The sequence below is a fragment of the Devosia sp. T2-14 genome, assembly GCF_055397495.1.
Map to the genome: position 1 here is coordinate 2,513,444 of NZ_AP027921.1, position 23,482 is coordinate 2,536,925.

A 23,482-nucleotide genomic window follows, 5' to 3' on the forward strand; every position below is an offset into this window, starting at 1 on the left:
AGCCCCCAAATCTTGCGCTAGAGGCAGACCTCTAGTGGTTCACAACCACCAGCGCACCAACTTTGACGCGCTCGTAGAGGTCGCTCACGTCTTCATTGGTGAGGCGGATGCAGCCCGACGACACAGCCTGGCCGATCGACCAGGGCTCGGACGTGCCATGCACGCGATAAAGCGTCGAGCCGATATAGAGCGCACGTGCGCCGAGCGGATTGTCCGGGCCGCCTTCCATATAGGCCGGCAGGTCCGGCACGCGCTTGCGCATGGCCGGGGGCGGGGTCCAGCCTGGCCACTCGGCCTTGCGGCTGATGCGGTGCGAGCCCGACCAGGTGAAGCCGTCGCGGCCAACGCCAACGCCATACTTCATGGCCTTGCCGCCTTCGAGCACGAGATAGAGGCGGCGTTCGCCGGTCTCGATCACGATCGTGCCAGGCTGATATTTGGTCTGGTAGTCGACGATTTCCTTGCGGATGGCGCTGCCGGCGCGGGTGCGCGGTGCCAGCTCGGCCGCTTCGACCCAGTTGCCGCTGCGGGAGTCGTATACGAGCGAGCTTGCCGCCTGAACGACGCCGGTTGTCGACAACAGTATCGACAGTCCGATTGCTACCACTGACTTGATATTGAACATCTGACGTCTTGGCCTCTGGAGTAGAACGGGCTTCCGATTCGCCCCTTCTTACAATTGCGGTTGCTTACGCTCTTTGCGAAATAGCGAATAGAGGATCGCGCCCCAAAATCGCCACAGTGAGGCCACGATGACAAAATTGTGTTGCCAGCAGGTTACAGTTGTCATTCACCTAACCGTGATCGACGCCTTTAGTCGGCATTGACAGGGCGGCAAACCCCTGCAATTGGCCAGGTTTGAACCACCGCGAGGCGATCATGAGTGAAGATTTGAAGCGTCAGGCGGCCGCAATGGCCCTGGCCGATGTGCGGCCCGGCATGCGGCTTGGCCTCGGAACCGGTTCCACGGCGTGGCACTTTGTTGATCTGCTGGGCGCCAAGGTTGCTGCCGGATTTGAGTGCATCTGCGTGCCGACCTCCGAAGCAACCGCGCGCCAGGCGCAGTCGCTCGGCATTCCCCTTTCCGATCTCGATACGCTCGACCGCCTCGATCTCACCGTCGATGGCGCCGACGAGATCGATCCGCATCTCAATTTGATCAAGGGTGGCGGCGGCGCCTTGCTGCGCGAGAAGATCGTTGCGGCCGCGTCGGATGCCATGGTCGTCATCGCCGACGCCTCCAAGATCGTCGAAACGCTGGGCCGCTTCCCGCTGCCGATCGAAGTCAACCGCTTCGGCCTGGGCGCGACGCGCCATGCCGTTGCCGCCGTCATCGCCCGCCATGGCGCCGAAGGCGGCCTCAAGCTGCGCGAATCTGCTCCGGCTACCACCTTCGTCACCGATGGTGGACACCTCATTCTGGATGCTTTTTTTGGCCGCATTTCGCAGCCAGAAGCGCTTTCACGCGACTTGCTCGACATTCCCGGCGTTGTGCAGCATGGGTTGTTCCTGAATATGTGCAAGAAGGCTTATGTGGCGACACCGGATGGCGTAAAAGCGCTGACGAGCGGCACAAATTAATGGATCGGCAGAAGATGGGATTTTCGACGATGACCGGTGTTATGACGCGCGCCAAGGCGCTGGTAGCGGTGGCGCTCAGCGCCGTGATGTTCGCCGTTGCGGCCCCTGCCATGGCGCAGGAAGTGCCGCCCGAGCAGCTGGCTCTGGCCCGCAAATATGTTGATCTCACCGATCGCGCCGCTGTTTACGAAGTAACTCTGGTCGAAATCGGCCTCGGCACGATGCGCGATATCGTCCAGCAGAATCCGGAACTGCTGGAACAGACCGACCTAGCCGTTGGCAAGGTTCTCGAAGAATACCAGAACCGCAAGGGCGAGCTCCTGGACCAGTTTGCCCGCGTCTATGCCGTGCGCTTCACCGTCGAAGAGCTGCAGCAGATCGTGGCTTTCTATGAGACCCCGGTTGGCATGAAGCTGGCCCAGGCTAACACCGAAGTGAACTCGGATCTCCAGGCTGTCCTGCAGGTGTTCACCAACAATACCCGTTCGGAATTCTTCGCCAAGGTGCGCGCCGAGCTGCGCTCCAAGGGCTTCGAAGTCTGATCGATAGTGAATTTGAGCATACCGGCCCCGCCTTGTGCGGGGCCTTTTTTTATGCGAAACGCCAGCCCATATCCATCGGTAGATGGCGATGATTAAGGAGCGCGACGTGACCGACAGCTATGATCTTGTTGTTATCGGGGCTGGCTCTGGCGGCGTCCGGGCGGCGCGCATTGCGGCGACCCACGGCGCCAAGGTTGCCATCGTCGAAGAGTTCCGCGTTGGCGGGACCTGCGTCATCCGCGGCTGCGTTCCCAAGAAGCTCTACGTCTATGCCAGCCGCTTCCGCGACATGTTCGATGTCGCATCGAGCTTTGGCTGGCACGTTGACGCCACCTTCGATTGGCCGACCCTGGTCGCCAACAAGGAAAAGGAAATCACCCGCCTCGAGCACGCCTACACGGCCAATCTCGAGAAGCCGGGCGTTGAGATCATCAAGGATCGCGCCGTCATCACCGGTCCTAATTCCGTGCGCTTGGTCGCCGGGGACCGCCAACTGACTGCGCGCTACATTCTCGTCGCCACCGGCGCCACGCCCTTCATTCCGCCCATTCCCGGCGCTGAGCTGGCCATCACCTCCAACGAAGCGTTCGATCTGCCCAAGTTGCCCCACTCGATACTCATCGAGGGCGGCGGGTACATTGCGGTCGAGTTCGCGACCATTTTCGCGGGTCTTGGCGTTCACACCACCATCATCTATCGCGGCGATTGCGTGCTGCGCGGCTTCGACGACGACATGCGCCGCGGCCTTGAGGCGGGCCTGATCGAGCGCGGCATCAAGATCATCTACCAGACCACCATCAAGTCGATGATCCGCAACGGCAATGATATCGGCGTCACCTTCAGCGACGGCGTCACGGCCCCCTATGGCGCGGTGATGTTCGCCACCGGCCGCTCGCCCAACGTTGAGGGAATTGGCCTCGAAGCCGCCGGCGTCAAGCTCACCCCGGCCGGCGCCATCGCCGTGGATGCCTATTCGCAGACCTCCGTGCCCTCGATCTACGCCGTTGGCGACGTCACCGGCCGTGCCGCGCTGACCCCGGTTGCCATTCGCGAGGGCTGGTACTTCGCCGAAACGGTGTTCAACAACAATCCGATGGCCGTCGATCACTCGCTGATCCCGACCGCCGTTTTCACCGAGCCTGAAATCGGCGTCATCGGCCTCACCGAGGCCGAAGCCGCAACCCATGGTGATATCGACGTCTACGTCGCCCGCTTCCGCCCGATGATCAACACCCTCTCCACCAAGACCGAGCGCATGATCCTCAAGCTGATCACCGAGGCCAATGGCGGCAAGGTCCTCGGCTGCCACATCCTGGGGCCGGGCGCCGGCGAAATGATCCAGCTCGTCGCCATCCCCATGGGCATGGGCGCCAGCAAGGCCGATTTCGACCGCGCCATGGCCGTCCACCCCTCCGCCGCCGAAGAACTGGTAACCTTCAAGGCCCCCAGCTACACCTACCGCAGCGGCACAAAGATTGGCGGCTAGACCTTGATGGACGGGTTTCCAACCCTCCGCTCCCCAGTGCAGAGGAGGGGACACTCCCATCCCTCCCGCCCGCCAGTGCTGCCCGCGGACTTGATCCGCGGGCCATGGTCCCACGGCAAGAACCGACATCGGCCCACGGATCAAGTCCGTGGGCAGCGCCAGCGGTGAAGGGTATGCGCACGACATCCTGCGCCCAAATCCACCCCACCCCCGATGTCATCCCGGCGAAGGCCGGGATCCATGTCCGCATCTCCCCAACCCATCCAGCCTCCGGGCCCCCACTTATCCCCCTTATCCTCGCCCCCGAAACCTGTGCCACTCTCTCCCCATCAACCCGCACTACTGCGCGGTCGCGACGAACGGTCGGCGGGGGATATCGGGGGGTGGAGGTCGCTCCGCCCGACGGCATAACGCCAGGACGAGATCCTGGGCAGGAGCCGCCCCGATGCGACGGCGAGACCTCGGTTTCACTCCATCGCGGACTACCCGCCACGAGATCGTGGTCTCGCCGTTGTCGCAGTTGCGGCAGCCCATCACTACACCGACGGCTCCGCGGCGCTCGCCGCGCCGGCGGGCGCTTTCGCTCGCCCAGCGGCGCCCTTGCGCTCGCTCCAGTGGCGCTCCGGGGCTCGCGATGATCCGTTTGTCCTTGGCAGCGCCGCCCAGCCTTGGTATTGCGCCCCCACGCATAGTCTGACCTGCGTAAGGAACCGCCGAACATGACGACCTGGACCCCTGATAGCTGGCGCGCCAAACCGATTTCGCAGGTGCCTGCCTATCCCGACGCTGCGGCGCTGGCTGAAGCCGAACGGCAGCTGTCGACTTTCCCGCCGCTGGTGTTCGCCGGTGAAGCGCGCGATCTCAAGTCGCGGCTTGCGGCTGTGGCACGTGGCGAGGCTTTCCTGCTCCAGGGTGGCGACTGCGCCGAGAGCTTTGCCGAGCATGGCGCGGACCACATCCGCGACTTCTTCCGCGTGTTCCTGCAAATGGCCGTCGTGCTGACCCACGGCGCGTCCAAGCCCGTCGTCAAGGTCGGCCGCGTGGCTGGCCAGTTCGCCAAGCCGCGCTCGGCCGATACCGAGACCATTGATGGCGTCGAGCTGCCGAGCTATCGCGGCGACATCATCAACGACATTGCCTTCACCGAAAAGGCCCGCGTGCCCGATCCCGAGCGCATGCTGCATGCCTATCGCCAGTCGGCCGCGACGCTCAACCTGCTTCGCGCCTTCTCGATGGGCGGCTATGCCGAACTGACCCGCATCCATGAATGGACCGTGGGCTTCATGAAGGGCTCCAACTGGTACCCGCGCTACGAGGAAGTCGCTCGCAAGATCGACGACGCCATCACCTTCATGGGTGCGCTGGGCCTCAATCCCGACAATACGCCGGCTTTGCGCCAGACCAGCTTCTACACCAGCCACGAGGCGCTGCTTCTGGGCTATGAAGAGGCGCTGACCCGTCGCGACTCCATCACCAATGACTGGTACGCCACCTCCGGCCACATGCTGTGGATCGGCGACCGTACCCGCCAGCCCGATGCAGCTCACGTCGAATACTTCGCCGGCATCAAGAACCCGATTGGCGTCAAATGCGGTCCCTCGCTCACCAGCGATGATCTGCTGCGCCTGCTCGATCGGTTGAATCCGACCGACGAGGCCGGCCGCATCACGCTGATTTCGCGCTTCGGCTCGGACAAGATCCACGATCATTTGCCCCGCCTGATCGAAACCGTCCAGAAGGCCGGCCGCACCGTTGTCTGGTGCTCCGATCCGATGCACGGCAATACCATCAAGGCCTCGACCGGCTTCAAGACGCGCCCCTTCGATCGCGTCCTGTCGGAAGTGAAGTCGTTCTTCGAGATCCACCGCGAAATGGGCACTTATGCCGGCGGTGTGCATATCGAAATGACCGGCGATGACGTCACCGAATGCGTCGGCGGCGTCTCTGCGGTAACCGAGGCAACCCTGGCCGATCGCTACAACACCTATTGCGATCCGCGCCTCAATGCGAGCCAGGCACTCGAGCTGGCCTTCCTCGTTTCCGAAGAAGTCCACACGCAGAAGCCACCTCGCCAGCGTCTGGCTGCCGGCGAGTAAATTCGCGGCCGGGTGAACCGGCTGCGATCTGCGAGCGTTGCAGTTACGACGCGCGGTCTTTCATTGTGCTACGGGAATGTGCCCGTAGCGCCGTCGTCATGAAAGCAGCGCATGCCAAAGTCACTGTTTCCCTACGCCACACCCGAAGCGCGGGCCCGCCTTGAGCGGGACCCGACGCTCAAGCTGTTCAATGATTTCGATTGGGCCTCCAACCCGCTCGGAGTCATTCCCGAATGGCCGGAAAGCCTCAAGGGCGCCGTGCGCGTGATGATGGCCGCCTCGAATCCGATGGTCATGCTGATCGGGCCAGATGGCATCCTGCTCTACAACAATGCCTATGCCGAATTTGCCGGCAATCGCCATCCCGCCATCTTCGGCATGCCTGCCGTCGAGGCCTGGCCGGAGATCGCCGATTTCAATCGGGACAAGATCAGCCTTGGCCTGCGCGGCGAGTCGCTCATTCTCCACGATCAGGAACTGGCCCTCGACCGGCACGGGCAGCTGGAGACGGGCTGGATGGACCTTCTCTACAGTCCCTTGCTCAACGACAATGCCGAGCCGCTGGGCACCCTCTGCATCGTCCATGAGACGACCGGTCGTGTGATGACCGAAAAGGCCCTGGCGCGCAGCGAGGAGCGCCTGTCACTGGCGCTTAATGGATCGACGCTTGTCGGCACCTGGGACTGGCATATCGCTGACGACCGCGTGACCGCCGACGATCGTTTTGCCGCGATGTTCAACATCGACTCGCTCCGATCCGGCCTCGGCGTACCAATCGAGCAATACTTCACCGCCGTTCATCCGGAAGACCTGCCGCGCCTCAAGGAGAGCCTCGAGGCCAGTGTTGCCACCGGCGCGCAATTGCACGTCGAAGCACGCGTCCTTGCACCCGATGGCTCGACCCGCTGGCTGGTGGCCTCGGGCATGCCGCGCATGGACGCCGAGGGCAGGGTGCAGCGCCTCCCCGGCGTCGCTGTCGACGTCACCGAGCAGCGCCGCACTGCGGAGGCTCTGGCCGAAAGCGAACTGCGCTTCAGAACCCTCACCGATGCGATGCCGCAGATGGTCTGGTCGGCCGATGCCCAGGGCAAGCGCGATTATTTCAACGCGCGCTGGCTGAGCTTCACCGGCATGAGCGCCGAGGATGCCGGATCGCAGAGCTTCCCAGAGCTGCTGCACCCCGACGATCGGGATCGGGCTATCGCGCAGTGGCGCCAGTCCGTTCAGACCGGTGAGAACTATCAGGTCGAATATCGCCTGCGCACGGGCGATGGTTGCTATCGCTGGGTCCTTGCGCTTGCCCTGCCGATGCACGACGAGACCGGCGCGGTTGTGCGCTGGTTTGGCACTTGCACCGACATCCACGAGACGCGCCGCGTCGCCGAGGAACGTGAGCTGGTTGCCCAGGAGCTCAGCCACCGCATCAAGAACATCTTCGCCGTTCTGACGGGCATCATCAGCCTTTCGGCGCGCAGCCATCCCGAGGTCAAGGACTTTGCCGACGAGTTGCGTCAGCGCGTCTATGCCCTTGGCGAGGCGCATGACTTCGTCCGGCCGCAGGGCGCGATCGCCCGACCCACGGACCAGCAGGGTTCCCTCAAGTCGCTGATCGACCGGTTGATGCTGCCCTACAATCAGGGCGATGCCCTGCGCCTCGCCTTCCTCGGCGATGACGCGGAGATTGACGATGGCGCGGCCACCCCGCTGGCGCTGCTGTTCCACGAACTGGGCACCAATGCCGCAAAATATGGCGCCCTGTCCACCGGGGACGGACGCATCGAGCTGACGGGCAGGGCCGACGGCGATCGCTATCATCTGTCATGGAAAGAGCATGGCGGGCCGGTGCTCTCCGGCGAGCACGCGCTCAACGGCTTCGGCTCGCGGCTGATCGATTTGAGCGTTCAGGGGCAGTTGCGCGGGCAACTCAAGCGCATCTGGGAGGCCGATGGCCTGCGGGTCGATCTGGACTTGCCGGTCGATGCGCTGCGCCGGTCGGGACGGCTGAAGTAAGGCCTAGTTCGCGGCGGTGGTCATTCCACCGGACCAGTTGAACAGCTTGAGGCGTTTGGGCGGCGTGGCCTCGGCCGCATCATGCCGGGCAACGGCATAGGCAACTGCAGCGCGCAGTTCGCTGTCGGTGACCGGCTTGGAGAGAACGCCGACGGTCCCGGGCACGCCATCGCCCAGCTGAGACGGATTGGCGGTCATGAACAGAACGGTGACCCCATGAGTCTGGGCGAGGATACGGCCGATGCTCAGTCCGGTCGGGCCATCCTGAAGGTTGAGGTCCACCAGAGCCACGTCGGTTTTCCCCGCCAGCGCCAGTGCCGAACGCTGATCGGGAGCGATACCGACGGCGGTAAAACCCATTTCTTCGACCACATGTTCGATTTCGGTCGCGACGAAAATTTCGTCCTCAACCACCAGTATTCTGCGTGTCATCCCAAAGCTCTTAGTCGTACTCATTTCAGTGCGTTGCGGGAAAACTCCCCAGCGCCGTGTCAGTTGCCAGGCACCCGATCAATTCTGCGCGCCTACGGTTACTAAATTGCCAAACGGCGGTTTAGCGGAACATTAACTGTAATGGTTGATAGATTCTCCACCATCCCAGAAAGGGTTTCATCCGGAGGTCTCGATGACGCGTTCATTTGCCGGCGCCGCCGCCGTCCTGGCACTGATTGCCGCACAGCCGGCCGTAGCCGCAGACTATCCCGAATACCCCGACCTGCGCCCCGCCTATCCCGAGGGCTGGGAAAACACCGACGACTCGATACGTTTCGAAACCGGCGTCGCTTACTGGTATTCCTGGGGCGGCCAGAATGCCACCTTTACCGCTCCTCTCGGACCTGTTGGCCTCTCGGTTCGCGATCAGACCCAGATCGGCGAACTGCACGGCAAGATCGAGGATCTGTCGACCCAGACCTTCCTCGCCGCGCGCGCCGGCCTCGGCCTGCACACAACAGGCACCTACGACATTTCCCCCGCGACGCCTGGGGACATCGGCCGCAATTCCCGCATCGGCTACGCTGGCGCTGATTTCGGCTGGCTGCCCTTCGGCACCATGACGGACGGTGTCGCGGCTGGTGGCTTTGTCGGCTACCAGTACTGGAAAGACGCCCCCGATATCGGCACCGGCAAATATGCCATCGGCGGCAACCCCGCGACCCTCGGCGAAGCCCGGGACGATTTCGACATTCACGCCCTGCGCCTCGGCGTAAAGGGCACAGCCGAGTTCGAGATGTTCGACATTCAGGCTGAAGCCGCCTGGATTCCCTATGCCAAGGTGACCGGTGCGCTCGGCGGCAGCTCGCCGGGTGGTTTCGATTTCGGCGGCATTATCGTCAACGAAAACGCCCAGACCACCATCAGCGGTCGCGGGCAGGGCGTCATGCTCGAAGCAATGGCGGGTTTCCATCCTACCGAAAATCTCACCCTGCGGGTCGGCGGTCGCGCCTGGTATCTCGAAGGCAGCCTCGACGCCGTGTTCAATGGCTCGATTGGTGGCGCCCCGCTGCCAACCATGACGCTGCCATCCACCCAGGCTTCGCTGTTCCGCTATGGTCTGCGGGCCGAACTGACCGGCAAGTTCTGATCCGCCTCCCTCTTGCGGGGGAGGACGGGAGGGCGGTATGGCAGAGACTGAATTTGCCCGTCCACCATCCAGTTAGGCTTGCCCGTGACAGACCGCCTCAGAATTGCGCTTGCCCAGCTCAATCCAAAGGTCGGTGACCTGCCCGGCAATCTGGCGCTGGCCCGGCAGGCACTCGCCGACGCGGTGGCAGCCAAGGCAGACATCCTGCTGCTCTCAGAGCTTTTCCTAACCGGCTACTTCCCGGACGACCTTCTCTACAAGCCCAAGTTTATTGCTGACGCCATGCAGGCGGCGCGCGATCTTGTCGCCGATACGGCTGGTACAGATGTCGTTCTCGTGCTGCCCACGGTCTGGCTGGAAAAGACCGGACTGCACAATGCCGTCCTGGTGGCAGAAAACGGCCAGATCATCGCCACGCGTCTCAAGCGCGAACTGCCCAATTCCGACGTGTTCTACGAGAAGCGCTACTTTGTCCCGGGCCCACTCACCACGCCAGTGATGATCAAGGGCGTGCCGATCGGTATCCCGATCTGCGAAGATATCTGGCATCCGAGCGTCTGCGAGCACTTGGCCATGCGCGGTGCCGAAATCATGCTCTGCCCCAATGGCTCACCTTATTGGACCAACAAGCAGCATGTCCGCAAAGACCTCGTCCGTGCGCGCGTCGCCGAAGACGATGTGCCCATGCTCTACCTCAATCAGGTAGGCGGCCAGGACGAGCTGGTCTTCGATGGCGCCTCCTTCGGCATCGAGCCAGGCAACCGGCTGGTTTTCCAGGGCAAGTCCTTCGCCACCGATTTCATCGTCTCCGACTGGGTGCGCGGCGACAATGGCTGGACCTGCGATGGCGGCGAAGTCACCGAGTTGACCACGACCGACGAGGCGCCCTGGCTCGCCTGCGTGCTCGGCCTGCGCGACTATGTGCGCAAGAATGGCTTCAAGCAGGTGGTGCTGGGCCTTTCGGGTGGTATCGACAGCGCGGTGGTTGCCGCCATGGCCGTCGATGCGCTGGGCGCCGAGAATGTCCACTGCATCATGCTGCCCTATCGCTACACCAGCGAAGCCAGCCTCAAGGATGCCAAGGATTGCGCGGAGCGATTGGGCGTTCGCTATGACATCGTCGCCATTGGCGACCCGGTCGATGGCGCGCTGGCGGGTCTGGCCCCGATCTTTGGTGATCGCCCAGCCGATCTCGCCGAGGAAAATATCCAGTCCCGCATGCGCGGCGTCGTGCTGATGGCCGTGTCCAACAAGCTTGGTTCGATGCTGCTCACCACCGGCAACAAGTCCGAAATGGGCGTTGGCTATGCCACCATCTATGGCGACATGAACGGCGGCTACAATCCGCTCAAGGACATGTTCAAGATGGAGGTCTATCGCCTCGCCGCATGGCGCAACGGCCATGTTCCCGGCGATTGCCTGGGGCCGGCCGGGGAGGTCATTCCGCAGGCGATCATCGACAAGGCGCCCAGCGCCGAGCTCCGTCCTGACCAGAAGGATCAGGACAGCCTGCCGCCTTATCACGTGCTCGATGCGATCCTGACCGGTCTCGTCGAAGACGACCTTTCCATCGCCGAGATCGTCGCCCAGGGCCACGATCTCGCATTGGTCGAGCGCATCGAGCGCCTGATCTACCTTGCAGAATACAAGCGCCGCCAATCGGCGCCGGGTCCCAAGCTGACCGTCAAGGCCTTTGGCCTGGGTCGTCGCTACCCGATTACCAATGGCTATAAGGATCGAACCCTCGGATGACCGTTGTACGCTGGGCACCGTCCCCCACTGGCCGCATTCACCTCGGCAATGCCCGCCCGGCCTTGCTCAACTGGTTCTATGCTCGTCGCCATGGCGGCAAGTATGTGCTGCGCATGGACGACACCGACCATGCCCGCTCGACCCGCGAATTCGCCGACGGCATTGAAGTCGATCTGGCCTGGCTGGGCATCACGCCGGACCTGCTCGTGCGCCAGTCGGATCGCACCGCGCTCTATGACGCTGCCCGCGATCGCCTGATTGCCGCCGGCCGCCTCTATCCCTGCTACGAAACCGCCGACGAGCTGGACCGCAAGCGCTCGCGCGCCCGCATGCTCAACAAGCCGCCGATCTACGATCGCGCTGCGCTGAACCTGACCGCCGAGGACCGTGCTCGCCTTGAGGCCGAGGGCCGCAAGCCCCATTGGCGCTTCAAGCTCGATGGCCGTCCGGTCGTGTTCGAAGACCTCATCAAAGGCTCGCAGACCGTCAACACCGCCTCCATGTCCGACCCGGTGCTGGTGCGCGAGGATGGCAGCTACCTCTACACGCTACCCTCGGTGGTCGACGACATCGACCTGGGCATCACCCATGTCATTCGCGGCGAGGATCACGTCTCCAATACCGGCACCCAGATCGAGATCTTCGAAGCTCTCGGTGGCGCCGCCCCGATTTTCGCGCACCACAATCTGCTGACCGACGTTGCCGGGCAGGGCTTCTCAAAGCGCCTCGGCTCCCAATCGATCAGCGATTTCCGCGACGAGGGCTATGAGCCGATGGCCGTCGCCATCATGGCGAGCCTCACCGGCACAAGCCTGCCGATCGAGCCCTACGAGACGCTTGATGAGATCGCCAATCGCCTCGACTTCTCGATGATCTCGCATGGCCCGGCGCGCTTTGATCCGGCCGAACTGGATGGCCTCAACGCCCGCCTGCTGCATGCGCTGCCCTACGAGGGCGCGGTTGCTCGCCTCTCGTCGTTGGGCCTTGAGGGCGAGCAGATGTGGCTGCTGTTGCGCGACAACCTGCGCAAGTTTGGCGATATCGTAGAATTGGCCAAGCTGGTCACCGGCCCGGTGGAGTCCGTCGTGGCGAGCGAGGACCGCGAGTTTCTCGCTCTGGCCAAGGCCATGCTGCCGGCCGAGCCATGGGACGGCTCGACCTGGGGCCACTGGACCGACGCACTCAAGACGGCCACTGGCCGCAAGGGCAAGGCCCTGTTCCTGCCGCTTCGCCTGGCGCTGACCGGGCGTCACGACGGGCCTGAGCTTAAGAGCCTGCTCCCGCTGGTTGGGCGTAAGGCGTGTCTGGACCGACTACCCTGACCACCCGGTCACCAAACTGCACGAGGCGCAGCTCGGTATTGGCGGTGGCCTGAACCGGGCGCGTTACCCCCGTTTCGCCGGGCCCGGCGGGGCGGCGGCGGGGCAGGGGCACATCAACCAGCGTTGCGACTTCGAGCGGAGCCGCTATCGGCGCCTGCACCGGAGCCTGACCGCGCGGGTCACGCAGCGGCAGCGGGAAGCTGACGCCGTTCACCGCGAGCATCGCACGCGTTGAGCCATCTGTGGCCTGCGCCATGTTGATGGTGCCATCCGACTGCGGCGCCACCTTGCAGCTGGCGCTGGGGCTGGTGTCGAGCTCGTCGCGATAGCGGAACGCCGTGCCCAGCGAGGTATAGGGCATGCCCGACTGGTTGCGCATCTGCTCGGGCTCCTGGCCCGGATTGTCGTAGTAATAGAGGTCCACCGCAGTGGTCGGACAGCTCGCCTGACATTGCTGCGCGTCGGCGCCGATATATTCGGGCAGGGTGGAATAGCTGATGGGCCAGAAGTAGCCGTCGCTCAGGCGGACGCAGACGGTGCGCACAGTCTGATAGCCCTGCATGCCCCAATATCCGCCGCCATCGACCATCTGGCCGTCGGAAAAGTCACCCTCCGAGGTTGTGCCGAAAATACGATCGAAGACCGACTGGCGCTGCGTCGTGAAGGTGGCGCTCGAGCGCTGGTCAACATTGCAACCGAATCGGGCCAGTTCCTGAAGGATGGCTTCGCGCTGGCCGGCGACGGCATTGGCCGTTTCCACCTGCCGGGAAACACTTGCATAGACATCGCGCAGCCGCAGCACTTCGCGGCCGATCTGAGTACATTGCGGCGTCAGGGTACGGCCAGCCTTGGCGGCATCATTGCACCCGTCGCGCACATAGCGGCTTTCCATCTGCTGCACATCACGCGCTGCCTGCCGCGCTGCCTGCGAATTGCCGCCCATCTGCTGGAAATCGGCATTCCGGTCAAACTGCCGCAAGGCGTCTTCCAGCCGTCCACACTGCGCCGCCTGCGCATAGGCTGTGTTCACGTCCAGAAGCAGGCAGATCGCCGCGAGCACCGTCAGGATAAGGGCGCGAGAGCCGTGGTTAGTCAAACTCGGTCAATCCTTTTGCTGCGCGTGGCGCCGTAATGTCGGGCCTTAAGATAACGCTAGGACCATTGGCAACACTATAGTGGCCGTGTCAGCGCCGTGGTAGCGCTGCGAGGTCACACCAACAAGAGAAACGCGCCCAATGAAGCTCGCAACGCTCAGGAACAACCGGCCAGATGGGCAGCTTGTGGTGCTTTCGTCCGACCTCCAGCGCTTCGTTTCCGCCGGCCGCATTGCGCCGACGCTGCAGGCTGCGCTCGACGATTGGGCGACCCACGCTCCCGCGCTTGAGGCCCTGTCGGCCCAACTCGATGCCGGCGCCATTGCGGGGCAGCCCTTCATTGCCGAGCAGGCCCTCGCGCCCTTGCCGCGCGCCTATCAGTGGATCGACGGCTCGGGTTACCTCAGCCATCTCGAACGCGTCCGCAGCCTCAAGGGCAGCAAGGATGCCGAGCTGCAGTCGGCGCGGCCGTTGCTTTACCAGGGCGGCTCCGATTCGCTTTCCGCGCCCACCGATCCCATCCGCGTTCCCGAGGGTGACCTCGCGATAGATTTCGAGGCCGAGGTGGCCGTGATCCTCGGACCAGTTCCGATGGGCGCCAACCGCGAGCAGGCCAGCGCTGCCATCCGACTCGTCACGGTCTGCAACGACGTCTCGCTGCGTCGGCTGGTGGTCGACGACCTGCAGAATGGCTTTGGCTTCTTCCATGCCAAGCCCTCCACCAGCTTTGCCCCCATCGTCGCTACCCCGGAAAGCCTCGGCGGCGCGTGGCGCGACAATCGCCTGCACCTGCCGGTGCGCATTGAGGTCAACGGCACCCTGTTCGGACAGCCAAATGCGGGCACCGACATGCATTTCGATTTCGCCGATCTGATCGTCGAGGCTGCCCGCACCCGTAATCTCGGCGCGGGGACCATCATTGGTGGCGGCACCGTCTCCAATCGCCACGATGAAGCACTGCCCATCAAGCGCGATGGCATCGGGTTCGCCTGCATCGTCGAGGCGCGCACTGTCGAGAAAATGAAGTATGGCCGGGCCCGCACGCCCTTCCTCAAGGCCGGCGACACCGTCCGCATCGGTGCCGTTTCGCCCGAGGGCAGGGCGGTGTTTGGCGACATCGTTCAGCAGGTCGTGCAGCAGGTTTCGCTCGGATGATGCTGTCAGTTGGCCGCTTTTTGCTTTTCGGCTTGATTTCCGGACGGGCAACGGTCAATCTCCGCGCCATGAAGACCCGGTTCATTCTGATTAACCGCTGCATTATTACCTGCTAACCACACGTTGGCGGCGCGGTCTTCTTCATCCAAAATCTGATACCCGAAGAGCCCGTCAGCCAGCGCACCTTTGCATGGCCAGGATTTTTCGACGATGACCTCGGGTACACTGCCAATCACGCTCTACAATACGCTCTCCCGCACCAAGGAGCCCTTCGCTCCCCTGGATGCAGGCAATGTGCGCATGTATGTCTGCGGGCCCACGGTCTATGACTTTGCCCATATCGGCAATGCGCGCCCGGTCATCGTCTTCGACGTGCTGTTCCGGCTGTTGCGGCACGTCTACGGCGCCGAACACGTCATCTATGTGCGCAACATCACGGACGTCGATGACAAGATCAACGCACGCGCACTGCGCGACTTCCCCGATCTGCCGCTGAACGAGGCCATCCGCCGCGTCACCGAGAAGACAGAGCAGCAGTTCCTAGCCGACGCTGCGGCACTGGGCACGATCGAGCCGACCATCCAGCCGCGCGCCACCGACAATATCGCAGAGATGCAGTCGCTGATCACCTCGCTGCTGGCCAATAGCCATGCCTACGAGGCCGGTGGCGAGGTGCTGTTCGACGTCAAGTCCATGCCCGATTACGGCCAGCTCTCTGGCCGGAACCTGGAAGACAACTTGGCTGGTGCTCGCATCGCGGTCGACGCCCACAAGAAGAACCCGGCCGATTTCGTGCTGTGGAAGCAGTCCTCTGCCACCGAGCCGGGCTGGGATAGCCCCTGGGGCCGTGGTCGCCCTGGCTGGCACATCGAATGCTCCGCCATGTCCGAGCGCTACCTCGGCCAGACCTTTGATATTCACGGTGGCGGGCTGGATCTCATCTTCCCGCACCACGAGAACGAAATCGCCCAGTCCCGCTGCGCCCATGGCACCCACGCCATGGCAAAGGTGTGGATGCACAATGGCTTCCTTCAGGTCGAAGGCCAGAAGATGAGCAAGAGCCTGGGCAATTTCGTCACCATCAACGAGCTACTGGAAACCGGCACCATGGGTGGCCGGGCCTGGATCGGCGACGTTCTGCGCCTTGCCATGCTGATGACGCACTATCGCGAGCCGATCGATTTCTCGGTGAAGCGCCTTGAAGAAGCCGAAGCCAAGCTGGTCGATTGGCAGCGCGCGGCTCGTGGCGGCGAGGTTGCCGATGGCGATGCGCCCGACGCGGCGGTGGTTGCCGAACTGGCCGATGACCTGAATTTCCATCGCGCCGCGGTGGCTCTGGATGCGTTGGCGAAAAAGGCCAATCGCGAAGAAGGCAATGCGCGCGCCCAGCTGGCCGCCACGCTGCGCTTCCTTGGTTTTGGCACGGATTCGCTCATCACGTCTGATGACGGCTGGGAAGAGCCGCCCCACATCGCCACTGCCATCGCCGAGCGCCTTGCCGCGCTCAATAGCAAGGATTTTGTGCGGGCTGACGTGATCCGCAACAAACTTGCCGAGCAGGGCATTTCTCTGATGGACTACAAGGACGAGGCCGGTAACCGCCAGACCAAGTGGGAGATGAAGCGATGATCGCTGACCGCCACGGCTGTCCGGTCCTGCGCAAGGGAGAACGGCAATGAGCATTCTCGACCATGTTGGCTACGCAGTTGGTGACTTCGAAAAGTCCTCGGCATTCTACGACGCCGCGCTGGCGCCCCTTGGCGTCAAGCGCATCAGCGAGATGGAATTCCCCGGCGTGAAGGTGATCGGCTACGGCGCGCACGCCCCCGAATTCTGGATCAATACCGGCCAGGCTTTGGGCGGGCACGTGCATCTGGCCTTTGCGGCCCCAACCCGCGCAGCGGTCGACGCATTTTATCACGCGGCACTGGCTGCCGGCGGCACCGACAATGGCGGGCCGGGCCTGCGGCTGGAATATCACGAGAACTATTACGCCGCCTTCGTCTTTGATCCCGACGGGCACAATGTTGAGGCGGTGTGCAATGTCCCAGCCTAACACGGGGGCCCATACTGGCGGCTGCCAGTGTGGCGCGGTGCGTTTCAGCGTCACCCGGCTCGGCCGTGGGTCCATCTGCCACTGTCGCATGTGCCAGAAGGCTTTTGGCGGATTCTTTGGTCCGCTGGTAACGGCGCACAATGCGCAATGGACCCGTGGCGAGCCCAAGTGGTTCCAGTCGTCCAACGCAGCCCGCCGCGCCTTTTGCGGTGATTGCGGCACGCCGCTGGCCTATGAAACCCGCTTCGGGCTCGAGCTGGCCATCGGCGCCTTCGACGACCCGACCGTTGCGGCCCCGGTGCTCCAGGTCAATCTCAACGACCGGCTCCCCTTCTTCAAGGATCTGACCTCGCTGCCCGAACGCACCGAGGCCAGCGACGAATGGCGTGATTTCCTCGCCGGGATCCACTCCAACCAGCATCCCGACCACGATACTGAGGCATGGCCTCCGAAGGCAGGCCGGTGATGCGGCGCTACGAGATGGAAGTCAGCGGTGGTTGCCAGTGCGGCGCGGTGCGCTATCACGCCACCGAAATGCTCGACAATGCCCACATCTGCCACTGCCGCATGTGCCAGAAGGCAATGGGCAATATCTTCGCCGCGCTGGTTGCCGCCCCGCGCGATGCGCTGGTGTGGACGCGCGGCGCCCCGAGCCGCTTCCGCAGCTCCGAACACGTGGAGCGAGGTTTTTGTCGCGAGTGCGGCACGCCCCTGTTCTATGAAGACACCACCGGCGGCCGGGTGAACCTGACCATCGGTTCGCTCGATCATCCCGAGCTTTTCCCGCCCCACGCCAATACCGGCAACGAGGGGCGTGTTGCCTGGTTCGATGGGCTGCCCAGCCTTGAGAATGGCGGCACCACCGAAGAGGATGGTGCCGACTGGGCTGCCGCCATCAAAACCTCAAACCATCAGCATCCCGATCACGATACCGACCGCTGGCCCGAGTAGTTTCATGACCAAAGACCGCCTCTATATCTTCGACACCACCCTGCGCGACGGAGCGCAGACGGCCGGCATTGAGTTCTCGCTTGAGGACAAGATTTCCATTGTCCGCCTGCTCGAAGAGCTGGGCGTGGATTACGTCGAAGGCGGTTTCCCCGGGGCCAATCCGATCGACACGGAGTTCTTCGAAAAGAAGCGCACCAAGACGGCCAAGTTCACCGCCTTTGGCATGACCAAGAGGGCAGGGCGCTCGGCCGCCAACGACCCCGGCGTGCAGGGGCTGCTGAACTCGAGCGCGGACGCGACGTGCTTCGTCGCCAAGGCATGGGACCAGCAGGTCAAGGTCGCCCTCGAAATCTCGCTGGAAGACAATCTGGAAAGTCTGCGCGATACGGTGGTTGCCACTGTTGCTGCCGGCAAGGAAGCGCTGATCGACTGCGAGCACTTCTTCGATGGTTTCAAGGCCAACCCGGCCTATGCGCTGTCCTGCGTGCGGACCGCGCTTGAAGCCGGCGCCCGCTGGGTGGTGCTCTGCGACACCAATGGCGGTACGATGCCGAGCGAAATCCGCGACATCGTCGGGGAGGTGCTGTCCGTGGCTCCGGGCGATCGCCTGGGCATTCACGCCCATGACGACACCGGTCAGGCCGTCGCCAATACGCTGGCTGCTGTTGAAGCTGGCGTGCGCCAGATCCAGGGCACACTCAATGGCATCGGCGAGCGCTGCGGCAATGCCAACCTCATCACCATCATCCCGACGCTGGTGCTCAAGCGGCACTTCGCCGACCGTTTTGAAACGGGCATCGACGCAGCGCGTCTGGAGCGACTGACCCATATCTCGCGTGTGTTCGACGATCGCCTCAACCGCGCTCCCAGCCGGCAGGCGCCCTATGTCGGCGCTTCGGCTTTCGCCACCAAGGCGGGCATCCACGCATCGGCGCTGCTCAAGGACTTTTCGAGCTACGAGCATATCCCGCCCGAGAGCGTGGGCAACGAGCGCTCAATCATGGTCAGCCAGCAGGCCGGCAAATCCAACCTGCTGACCGCACTGGCGCGCCATGGCATTGAGATCGCCAAGGATGACCGGCGCCTTGAGAAGCTGCTGGCGACAGTCAAGGAGCGCGAATCGCGCGGCTATTCCTACGATGGCGCCGACGCTTCCTTCGCCATTCTGGCCCATGAAGTGCTGGGCACGCTGCCGTCCTACTTCGCTGTCGAGAACTATCGCACCAGCGTCGAACGCCGCCACAACGCTATGGGCGAAGAAATCACCGTCACCGAGGCCGTGGTCAAAATCCGGGTCGAGGGCGAATTGCTGATGTCGGTGGCCGAAGGCAATGGCCCCGTCAACGCGCTCGATCTGGCCATGCGCAAGGACCTTGGCAAGTATTCGTCGCGTATCGAAGACCTTGAACTGGTTGACTTCAAGGTGCGTATCCTGGATGGCGGCACGGGCGCGATCACCCGTGTACTGGTAGAAAGCCGCGACGGCACCGGCGAGCGTTGGTATACGATCGGCGTTTCGCCCAACATCATTGATGCGTCGTTTGAAGCTCTGTATGAATCCATCACCTACAAACTGTTGAAGACTGAAGCGGCGCAGCGGACGACAGGAAAAGTGGCATAACCGGGCAGGTTGCAACTAACGCAACTGCCGCATTCGTCCTGGAGGACAAACTGGCCGAGACCGCACCGAAAAAACCTCTTGCTCTCACCATCGGAGCAGCGGCGGTTACCCTTGTCGTCATCGTCGGTGTTCTGTCAGGTCCGGCCGTCGTCAGTTGCATCAATTCAGGCGAAAATCTGGGTCTGTGCCTGCGCGGCAAGATGGCCGATGCCGGCATCATTGCCCAACCCGCGCCTGCACCCGCAACGGCCCCGGCCGTTGAAGCGCCTGCCGCTGTGGCACCCGCGCCCGAGGTGGCCGTGGGCGAACCCACGGTCGACGTGACGGCTCCGGTTCCCAACGACCTGGTCGCGGCGACATTTGGCCTGCTGCGTGCCGAGCCCGATGGCTCGGTGGTTATCGCGGGCAGCGGCACGCCGGGCAGCGAAGTCGAGGTCTATTCCAACGACGCACTGCTGGGCAAAACCAAGGTTGAGCCAAGCGGCGACTGGGTTCTGGTGCCCGATGCTCCGATCCCGCCCGGTGGCACCGAAATTACGCTGGCCGAGACCGGCAAGACCGGCCGTGCAGCCCAATCCTTCGTCGTCGTGATCAATGACGACAAGAAGAGCGAGCCGCTCGTAGTAGCCAGCACGCCTGGCGCCATCAGTGAAGTGCTTCAGGGTGTTGAGCATCCTGCGGGGGAGATCGCGAAGGTCGCAGAGGCTCCGGCCCCCGCTGCTCCCGTTACCCCTGCTGCTCCCGCAACTTCCGCACCCGCACCAGCTACCACCACTCCGGCACCGGCCCCGGCTCCCGCTGTTGCCGAGGCGGCTCCCGCCGCACCGGCACCTGAGGCGCCGCCTGCAGCAGGGCCCGCTGCTCCGGCCGAGCCGGCTGCGGTCGCTAGCGCCGAGCCCGTTGTTCCTGCAGCACCGGCAGAAACGGCGCGCGCGCCGGTAGAGCCTAGTGCGCCTGCGCCGGTGGAAGCCGCACCCGCCGCTGAGGCACCGGCCGTCGCAACCGCCAATGCAGAAGTGACCGCCCCGGTAGCGCCCGCTGCTCCCGCGGCAGCGCTGCCAAACGTTGAACCCACCATTGATGCCATCGAGATCGAAGGCGATCGCACGTTCTTCGCGGGCGCAGGCCCCGAGGGCGCAACCATCCGCCTTTATGTCGAAGACGCCTTCGTGGCCGACACCACCGTCGCCGACGGGCGCTGGCTGGTTGAGGCGGGTCCTGTGCTGAACCGGGCCCAGCAACGCGTCCGTGTCGACGTGCTCGAACCCGGTACCGCCAATGTTATATCGCGCGCCGAGGTGAACTTCCGCGTCGACCTGCCGGAAACGGCGCCGACTGCGGTCGCCGCAGTCCCAGCAGTGGAAGCTCCCGCCGCTCCCGCAGCCACGCCGACGCCGGCAGCACCCTCCGCTCCCGCGGCAGAGGCACCCGCACCTGCCGCAACGGTACCATCGGCGCCCCAGCCTGCCGCAGAGCCCGCTCCGGCACCCGCAGAGGCTGCTCCGGCTCCGGAGCCGGCCAAGACCCCTGAAGCGGCTGTTGCGGCCGCTCCTGCGCCTGCTGAGCCCGCGCTGCCGACACTGGTGGCGGTTGCGGTCGGCGATCCGGATGCCCAGCGCTTTGCCTCGGGCAAGGCCATCATCCGGCGCGGCGACAACCTTTGGACCATTGCCCGGCGCGTCTACGGCGAAGGCATCAAGTACACGACGATCTACGAGGCCAATACCGGCCAGATCCGCGACCCCGATCGGATTTACCCCGGCCAGGTGTTCAGCCTGCCCAATTAGCGCTGCACAAGATGGCCCGCCCACCGGCGGGCCATTGATTATTTGTTCGCCAAGGCCCATTTTATCGTCAAATGACGATAAACCTCAGCGAAGCCATGCAAGACGACGATATTGCCAACATCATGCGAGCGATGGGCCATCCCGTGCGGCTCAACATTCTGCGCATTCTGGCAAAACAGGAACGCGGCGAATGTTGCTGCGCCGACGTCACCGATGAACTGACCCTGGCGCAGTCCACGGTCTCCCAGCACATCAAGGTGCTGCTCGATGCCGGTTTGATCGAACGCCGGCCGCGCGGCACCCGCAACTGCTATGTTGTCCAGCATGACCGGCTTGCCGCCCTGGGCGCGGCCTATTCCGGCATGATCGCAGGCTTCGGCCCAACTACTCCCATTCTGGAAGCGGAATCCGCCTGATGGCCACCAAAACCGATGCGCCAAAGCCGTCCGTTAGCGCGGACGAGGGTTCCATTTTCTCTACGATCCGCAATCTCTGGCGTTACATGTGGCCGAAGGACCGTTCGGACCTTCGCTGGCGCGTGGTCTTCGCGCTCGCCGCGCTGATCGTCAGCAAGGTCGCCACCACCTTCATTCCCTTCATCTACAAGGGCATTATCGACTCGCTAGATGGCTCGGCACCCAACGCCGCGCTGATCATGGGCGTCGCTATCCCGATCATGCTGGTCATCGCCTATGGCGTGACGAGCCTGATCGACGCCGGTTTCCAGCAGTTGCGTGACGTGTGGTTCGCCAGCGTCGGCCAGAACGCTGTGCGCCAGCTTGCCTATGAGGCCTTCGTGCATATGCACAGGCTGTCATTGCGCTTCCACCTGGCGCGCCGCACGGGTGGGCTGAGTCGCGTTATCGAGCGCGGTATCAAGGGCATCGAAACCATCGTCCGCTTCACCATGCTCAATATCGTTCCGACGATTATCGAGTTCGTGGTTACGGCCATCATTTTCGTCACCATGTTCGGCATCAGCTATCTTGGCGTGCTGATCCTGGTGATCTGGGGCTACCTGGTCTGGACCATCAAGGCCTCGAACTGGCGCATCTCCATCCGTCGCGACATGAACACCAGCGACACCGATGCCAATTCCAAGGCCATAGACAGCCTGCTCAACTATGAGACGGTGAAGTATTTCACCAACGAGGAGATGGAGGCCAAGCGCTACGACGCCGCCATGGCGAGCTATGAGCGTTCGGCCGTCCGCATCTGGACCTCGCTCGGCACGCTGAACTTTGGCCAGGCGCTGATCTTCTACGCCGGCACCATCGTCATCCTGGTGATGGCCGCTATGGGCGTCATGAATGGCTCGCTCACTGTTGGCGACTTCGTTCTGCTCAACACCTTCCTGATCCAGATCTATCGTCCGCTCAACCAGATCGGTTTCGTCTATCGCGAGCTTCGTCAGGGGCTGACTGATATCGAAGAGATGTTCAAGCTGCTCGACCAGAAGCCCGAGATCGAGGACAAGCCGAACGCGCCCGCGCTGAACGTTGTGGGTCCGACGATCCGGTTCAACGACGTGACCTTCCACTACGATCCCGATCGCCCGATCCTCAAGGGCGTGAGTTTCGAAGTGCCGGCAGGCAAGACTGTCGCCATTGTCGGCCCCACCGGCGCGGGCAAGTCCACCATCTCCCGGCTGCTCTATCGCTTCTACGATGTCACGGGTGGCTCGATCACCATCGACGGGCAGGACCTGCGCGATGTGACCCAGCACAGCCTGCGCTCGGTGATCGGCATGGTTCCGCAGGATACTGTGCTGTTCAATGACACTATCGGCTACAACATCGAATACGGTCGTCCCGGTGCCTCTCAGGAAGAGATCCATGCCGCTGCCGAAATGGCCCAGGTTGGCCATTTCATCAATGGTCTGCCCAAGGGTTATGCGACCCCTGTCGGTGAGCGTGGTCTGAAACTCTCGGGTGGCGAGAAGCAGCGTGTTGCCATCGCCCGCACCATTCTCAAGGCCCCGTCGGTGCTCATCCTCGATGAAGCGACGTCGGCGCTCGACACCAAGACCGAGCGCGATATCCAGTCTGCCCTCGACGTGGTCTCGAAGAACCGCACGACCGTCGTCATCGCCCACCGTCTCTCGACGGTGGTGAATGCCGACGAAATTCTGGTTCTGCGCGATGGCGTGGTAGCGGAACGCGGCAGCCACTCCAACTTGCTGCTCCACAATGGTCTCTACGCCCAAATGTGGAACCGCCAGCGCGAGGCGACCGAGGCCGAAGAAAAGCTGCTCGAAACCGCCAACGATCCCGACGGGTTCGTCAAGCGCGGTACGCCCGCAGCGGAGTAGGGGGCACACCGGGAGTATTCGGCGCGCTTGAGTTGCGCTAGGGTGCTCCCGGCTCTCCCTTCCAAACCTGCCGCCGGGTTGAATGGGGGTTAGATTTCAGATCGTCACGACCCCTGCGGTCGGCGCGTAATCGGCG

21 protein-coding genes are annotated in these 23,482 nt (G+C 63.3%); 17 read left to right on the forward strand and 4 right to left on the reverse strand.

Annotated features, from left to right (window positions below; all coding sequences use genetic code 11):
- Positions 1-31 precede the first annotated feature (31 nt).
- Positions 32-625: a L,D-transpeptidase gene (locus ACZ5WT_RS12360; protein WP_464284097.1), complete on the reverse strand. Its 594-nt coding sequence runs from the start codon at positions 623-625 to the stop codon at positions 32-34.
- A gap of 254 nt (positions 626-879) precedes the next feature.
- On the opposite strand from ACZ5WT_RS12360, the gene rpiA reads away from it, so the two are divergent.
- From rpiA to ACZ5WT_RS12385, 5 genes are all read left to right on the forward strand, one after another.
- On the forward strand, positions 880-1,581 hold the full coding sequence (gene rpiA, locus ACZ5WT_RS12365) for a ribose-5-phosphate isomerase RpiA (RefSeq protein WP_464284098.1): 702 nt from the start codon (positions 880-882) through the stop codon (positions 1,579-1,581).
- A gap of 29 nt (positions 1,582-1,610) precedes the next feature.
- The gene (locus ACZ5WT_RS12370; RefSeq protein ID WP_464284099.1) at positions 1,611-2,123 is read left to right on the forward strand and encodes a DUF2059 domain-containing protein; all 513 of its coding nucleotides are present in this window, start codon (positions 1,611-1,613) and stop codon (positions 2,121-2,123) included.
- Between the two features lie 88 nt (positions 2,124-2,211).
- On the forward strand, positions 2,212-3,609 hold the full coding sequence (gor, locus tag ACZ5WT_RS12375) for a glutathione-disulfide reductase (protein WP_464284100.1): 1,398 nt from the start codon (positions 2,212-2,214) through the stop codon (positions 3,607-3,609).
- Positions 3,610-4,328: 719 nt separating this feature from the next.
- Complete coding sequence (locus ACZ5WT_RS12380) at positions 4,329-5,705, forward strand: class II 3-deoxy-7-phosphoheptulonate synthase (RefSeq protein WP_464284101.1); 1,377 nt, start codon at positions 4,329-4,331, stop codon at positions 5,703-5,705.
- Positions 5,706-5,816: 111 nt separating this feature from the next.
- On the forward strand, positions 5,817-7,715 hold the full coding sequence (locus tag ACZ5WT_RS12385) for a PAS domain-containing protein (protein ID WP_464284102.1): 1,899 nt from the start codon (positions 5,817-5,819) through the stop codon (positions 7,713-7,715).
- Between the two features lie 3 nt (positions 7,716-7,718).
- Here ACZ5WT_RS12385 and ACZ5WT_RS12390 read toward each other — a convergent pair whose 3' ends face one another.
- Complete coding sequence (locus ACZ5WT_RS12390) at positions 7,719-8,147, reverse strand: response regulator (RefSeq protein ID WP_464284103.1); 429 nt, start codon at positions 8,145-8,147, stop codon at positions 7,719-7,721.
- 193 nt (positions 8,148-8,340) lie between these two features.
- Here ACZ5WT_RS12390 and ACZ5WT_RS12395 point away from each other — a divergent pair, with 193 nt between their 5' ends.
- The 3 genes from ACZ5WT_RS12395 to gltX all read left to right on the forward strand — a co-directional run bounded on the left by ACZ5WT_RS12395 (position 8,341) and on the right by gltX (position 12,371).
- Positions 8,341-9,297 (forward strand): hypothetical protein, encoded by a 957-nt coding sequence (locus ACZ5WT_RS12395; RefSeq protein ID WP_464284104.1) that lies wholly within the window; start codon positions 8,341-8,343, stop codon positions 9,295-9,297.
- 84 nt (positions 9,298-9,381) lie between these two features.
- On the forward strand, positions 9,382-11,049 hold the full coding sequence (locus ACZ5WT_RS12400) for an NAD+ synthase (protein ID WP_464284105.1): 1,668 nt from the start codon (positions 9,382-9,384) through the stop codon (positions 11,047-11,049).
- Positions 11,046-12,371, forward strand: a complete 1,326-nt coding sequence (gene gltX / locus ACZ5WT_RS12405) for a glutamate--tRNA ligase (protein WP_464284106.1) — start codon at positions 11,046-11,048, stop codon at positions 12,369-12,371. The genes ACZ5WT_RS12400 and gltX overlap by 4 nt, the downstream gene beginning before the upstream one ends.
- On the opposite strand, the gene ACZ5WT_RS12410 is transcribed toward gltX, so the two are convergent.
- On the reverse strand, positions 12,316-13,467 hold the full coding sequence (locus ACZ5WT_RS12410) for a DUF2865 domain-containing protein (protein ID WP_464284107.1): 1,152 nt from the start codon (positions 13,465-13,467) through the stop codon (positions 12,316-12,318). The genes gltX and ACZ5WT_RS12410 overlap by 56 nt on opposite strands.
- A gap of 139 nt (positions 13,468-13,606) precedes the next feature.
- Between ACZ5WT_RS12410 and ACZ5WT_RS12415 the strand changes: the two genes are divergently transcribed.
- Positions 13,607-14,620, forward strand: a complete 1,014-nt coding sequence (locus ACZ5WT_RS12415; RefSeq protein WP_464284108.1) for a fumarylacetoacetate hydrolase family protein — start codon at positions 13,607-13,609, stop codon at positions 14,618-14,620.
- 5 nt (positions 14,621-14,625) lie between these two features.
- Here the strand turns inward: ACZ5WT_RS12415 and ACZ5WT_RS12420 are convergent, their stop codons facing one another.
- Complete coding sequence (locus ACZ5WT_RS12420; RefSeq protein WP_464284109.1) at positions 14,626-14,856, reverse strand: hypothetical protein; 231 nt, start codon at positions 14,854-14,856, stop codon at positions 14,626-14,628.
- Between ACZ5WT_RS12420 and cysS the strand changes: the two genes are divergently transcribed.
- From cysS to ACZ5WT_RS12460, 8 genes are all read left to right on the forward strand, one after another.
- On the forward strand, positions 14,831-16,249 hold the full coding sequence (gene cysS, locus ACZ5WT_RS12425; protein ID WP_464284110.1) for a cysteine--tRNA ligase: 1,419 nt from the start codon (positions 14,831-14,833) through the stop codon (positions 16,247-16,249). The two genes, ACZ5WT_RS12420 and cysS, sit on opposite strands and share 26 nt — an antisense overlap.
- A gap of 46 nt (positions 16,250-16,295) precedes the next feature.
- A complete protein-coding gene (locus tag ACZ5WT_RS12430; protein ID WP_464284111.1) occupies positions 16,296-16,676 on the forward strand; it encodes a VOC family protein in 381 nt (126 codons plus the stop codon).
- The gene (locus ACZ5WT_RS12435; protein ID WP_464284112.1) at positions 16,663-17,142 is read left to right on the forward strand and encodes a GFA family protein; all 480 of its coding nucleotides are present in this window, start codon (positions 16,663-16,665) and stop codon (positions 17,140-17,142) included. The genes ACZ5WT_RS12430 and ACZ5WT_RS12435 overlap by 14 nt, the downstream gene beginning before the upstream one ends.
- Positions 17,142-17,627: a GFA family protein gene (locus tag ACZ5WT_RS12440; RefSeq protein WP_464287200.1), complete on the forward strand. Its 486-nt coding sequence runs from the start codon at positions 17,142-17,144 to the stop codon at positions 17,625-17,627. The genes ACZ5WT_RS12435 and ACZ5WT_RS12440 overlap by 1 nt, the downstream gene beginning before the upstream one ends.
- A gap of 4 nt (positions 17,628-17,631) precedes the next feature.
- A complete protein-coding gene (cimA, locus tag ACZ5WT_RS12445) occupies positions 17,632-19,248 on the forward strand; it encodes a citramalate synthase (RefSeq protein WP_464284113.1) in 1,617 nt (538 codons plus the stop codon).
- Positions 19,249-19,448: 200 nt separating this feature from the next.
- Entirely contained in the window at positions 19,449-21,035 is a 1,587-nt protein-coding gene (locus ACZ5WT_RS12450; protein ID WP_464284114.1) for a LysM peptidoglycan-binding domain-containing protein, read from the forward strand.
- A 95-nt stretch (positions 21,036-21,130) separates the two neighbouring features.
- Entirely contained in the window at positions 21,131-21,451 is a 321-nt protein-coding gene (locus ACZ5WT_RS12455) for an ArsR/SmtB family transcription factor (protein WP_464284115.1), read from the forward strand.
- Positions 21,451-23,346, forward strand: coding sequence for an ABCB family ABC transporter ATP-binding protein/permease (locus ACZ5WT_RS12460; RefSeq protein ID WP_464284116.1), 1,896 nt, complete (start codon positions 21,451-21,453; stop codon positions 23,344-23,346). The genes ACZ5WT_RS12455 and ACZ5WT_RS12460 overlap by 1 nt, the downstream gene beginning before the upstream one ends.
- The last annotated feature ends 136 nt before the right edge of the window (positions 23,347-23,482 follow it).

What these genes read in the sequence shown, in the direction of transcription:
- ACZ5WT_RS12455 (WP_464284115.1), top strand. Translation starts at nt 21,131, where the DNA reads ATGCAAGACGACGATATTGCCAACATCATGCGAGCGATGGGCCATCCC.
- ACZ5WT_RS12435 (WP_464284112.1), top strand. Translation starts at nt 16,663, where the DNA reads ATGTCCCAGCCTAACACGGGGGCCCATACTGGCGGCTGCCAGTGTGGC.
- ACZ5WT_RS12390 (WP_464284103.1), bottom strand. Translation starts at nt 8,147, where the DNA reads ATGACACGCAGAATACTGGTGGTTGAGGACGAAATTTTCGTCGCGACC.
- ACZ5WT_RS12415 (WP_464284108.1), top strand. Translation starts at nt 13,607, where the DNA reads ATGAAGCTCGCAACGCTCAGGAACAACCGGCCAGATGGGCAGCTTGTG.
- ACZ5WT_RS12430 (WP_464284111.1), top strand. Translation starts at nt 16,296, where the DNA reads ATGAGCATTCTCGACCATGTTGGCTACGCAGTTGGTGACTTCGAAAAG.
- ACZ5WT_RS12440 (WP_464287200.1), top strand. Translation starts at nt 17,142, where the DNA reads ATGCGGCGCTACGAGATGGAAGTCAGCGGTGGTTGCCAGTGCGGCGCG.
- cysS (WP_464284110.1), top strand. Translation starts at nt 14,831, where the DNA reads ATGACCTCGGGTACACTGCCAATCACGCTCTACAATACGCTCTCCCGC.
- ACZ5WT_RS12460 (WP_464284116.1), top strand. Translation starts at nt 21,451, where the DNA reads ATGGCCACCAAAACCGATGCGCCAAAGCCGTCCGTTAGCGCGGACGAG.
- rpiA (WP_464284098.1), top strand. Translation starts at nt 880, where the DNA reads ATGAGTGAAGATTTGAAGCGTCAGGCGGCCGCAATGGCCCTGGCCGAT.
- ACZ5WT_RS12395 (WP_464284104.1), top strand. Translation starts at nt 8,341, where the DNA reads ATGACGCGTTCATTTGCCGGCGCCGCCGCCGTCCTGGCACTGATTGCC.
- ACZ5WT_RS12385 (WP_464284102.1), top strand. Translation starts at nt 5,817, where the DNA reads ATGCCAAAGTCACTGTTTCCCTACGCCACACCCGAAGCGCGGGCCCGC.
- ACZ5WT_RS12380 (WP_464284101.1), top strand. Translation starts at nt 4,329, where the DNA reads ATGACGACCTGGACCCCTGATAGCTGGCGCGCCAAACCGATTTCGCAG.
- ACZ5WT_RS12450 (WP_464284114.1), top strand. Translation starts at nt 19,449, where the DNA reads ATGGCCGATGCCGGCATCATTGCCCAACCCGCGCCTGCACCCGCAACG.
- gor (WP_464284100.1), top strand. Translation starts at nt 2,212, where the DNA reads ATGATTAAGGAGCGCGACGTGACCGACAGCTATGATCTTGTTGTTATC.
- ACZ5WT_RS12370 (WP_464284099.1), top strand. Translation starts at nt 1,611, where the DNA reads ATGACCGGTGTTATGACGCGCGCCAAGGCGCTGGTAGCGGTGGCGCTC.
- ACZ5WT_RS12360 (WP_464284097.1), bottom strand. Translation starts at nt 625, where the DNA reads ATGTTCAATATCAAGTCAGTGGTAGCAATCGGACTGTCGATACTGTTG.
- cimA (WP_464284113.1), top strand. Translation starts at nt 17,632, where the DNA reads ATGACCAAAGACCGCCTCTATATCTTCGACACCACCCTGCGCGACGGA.
- gltX (WP_464284106.1), top strand. Translation starts at nt 11,046, where the DNA reads ATGACCGTTGTACGCTGGGCACCGTCCCCCACTGGCCGCATTCACCTC.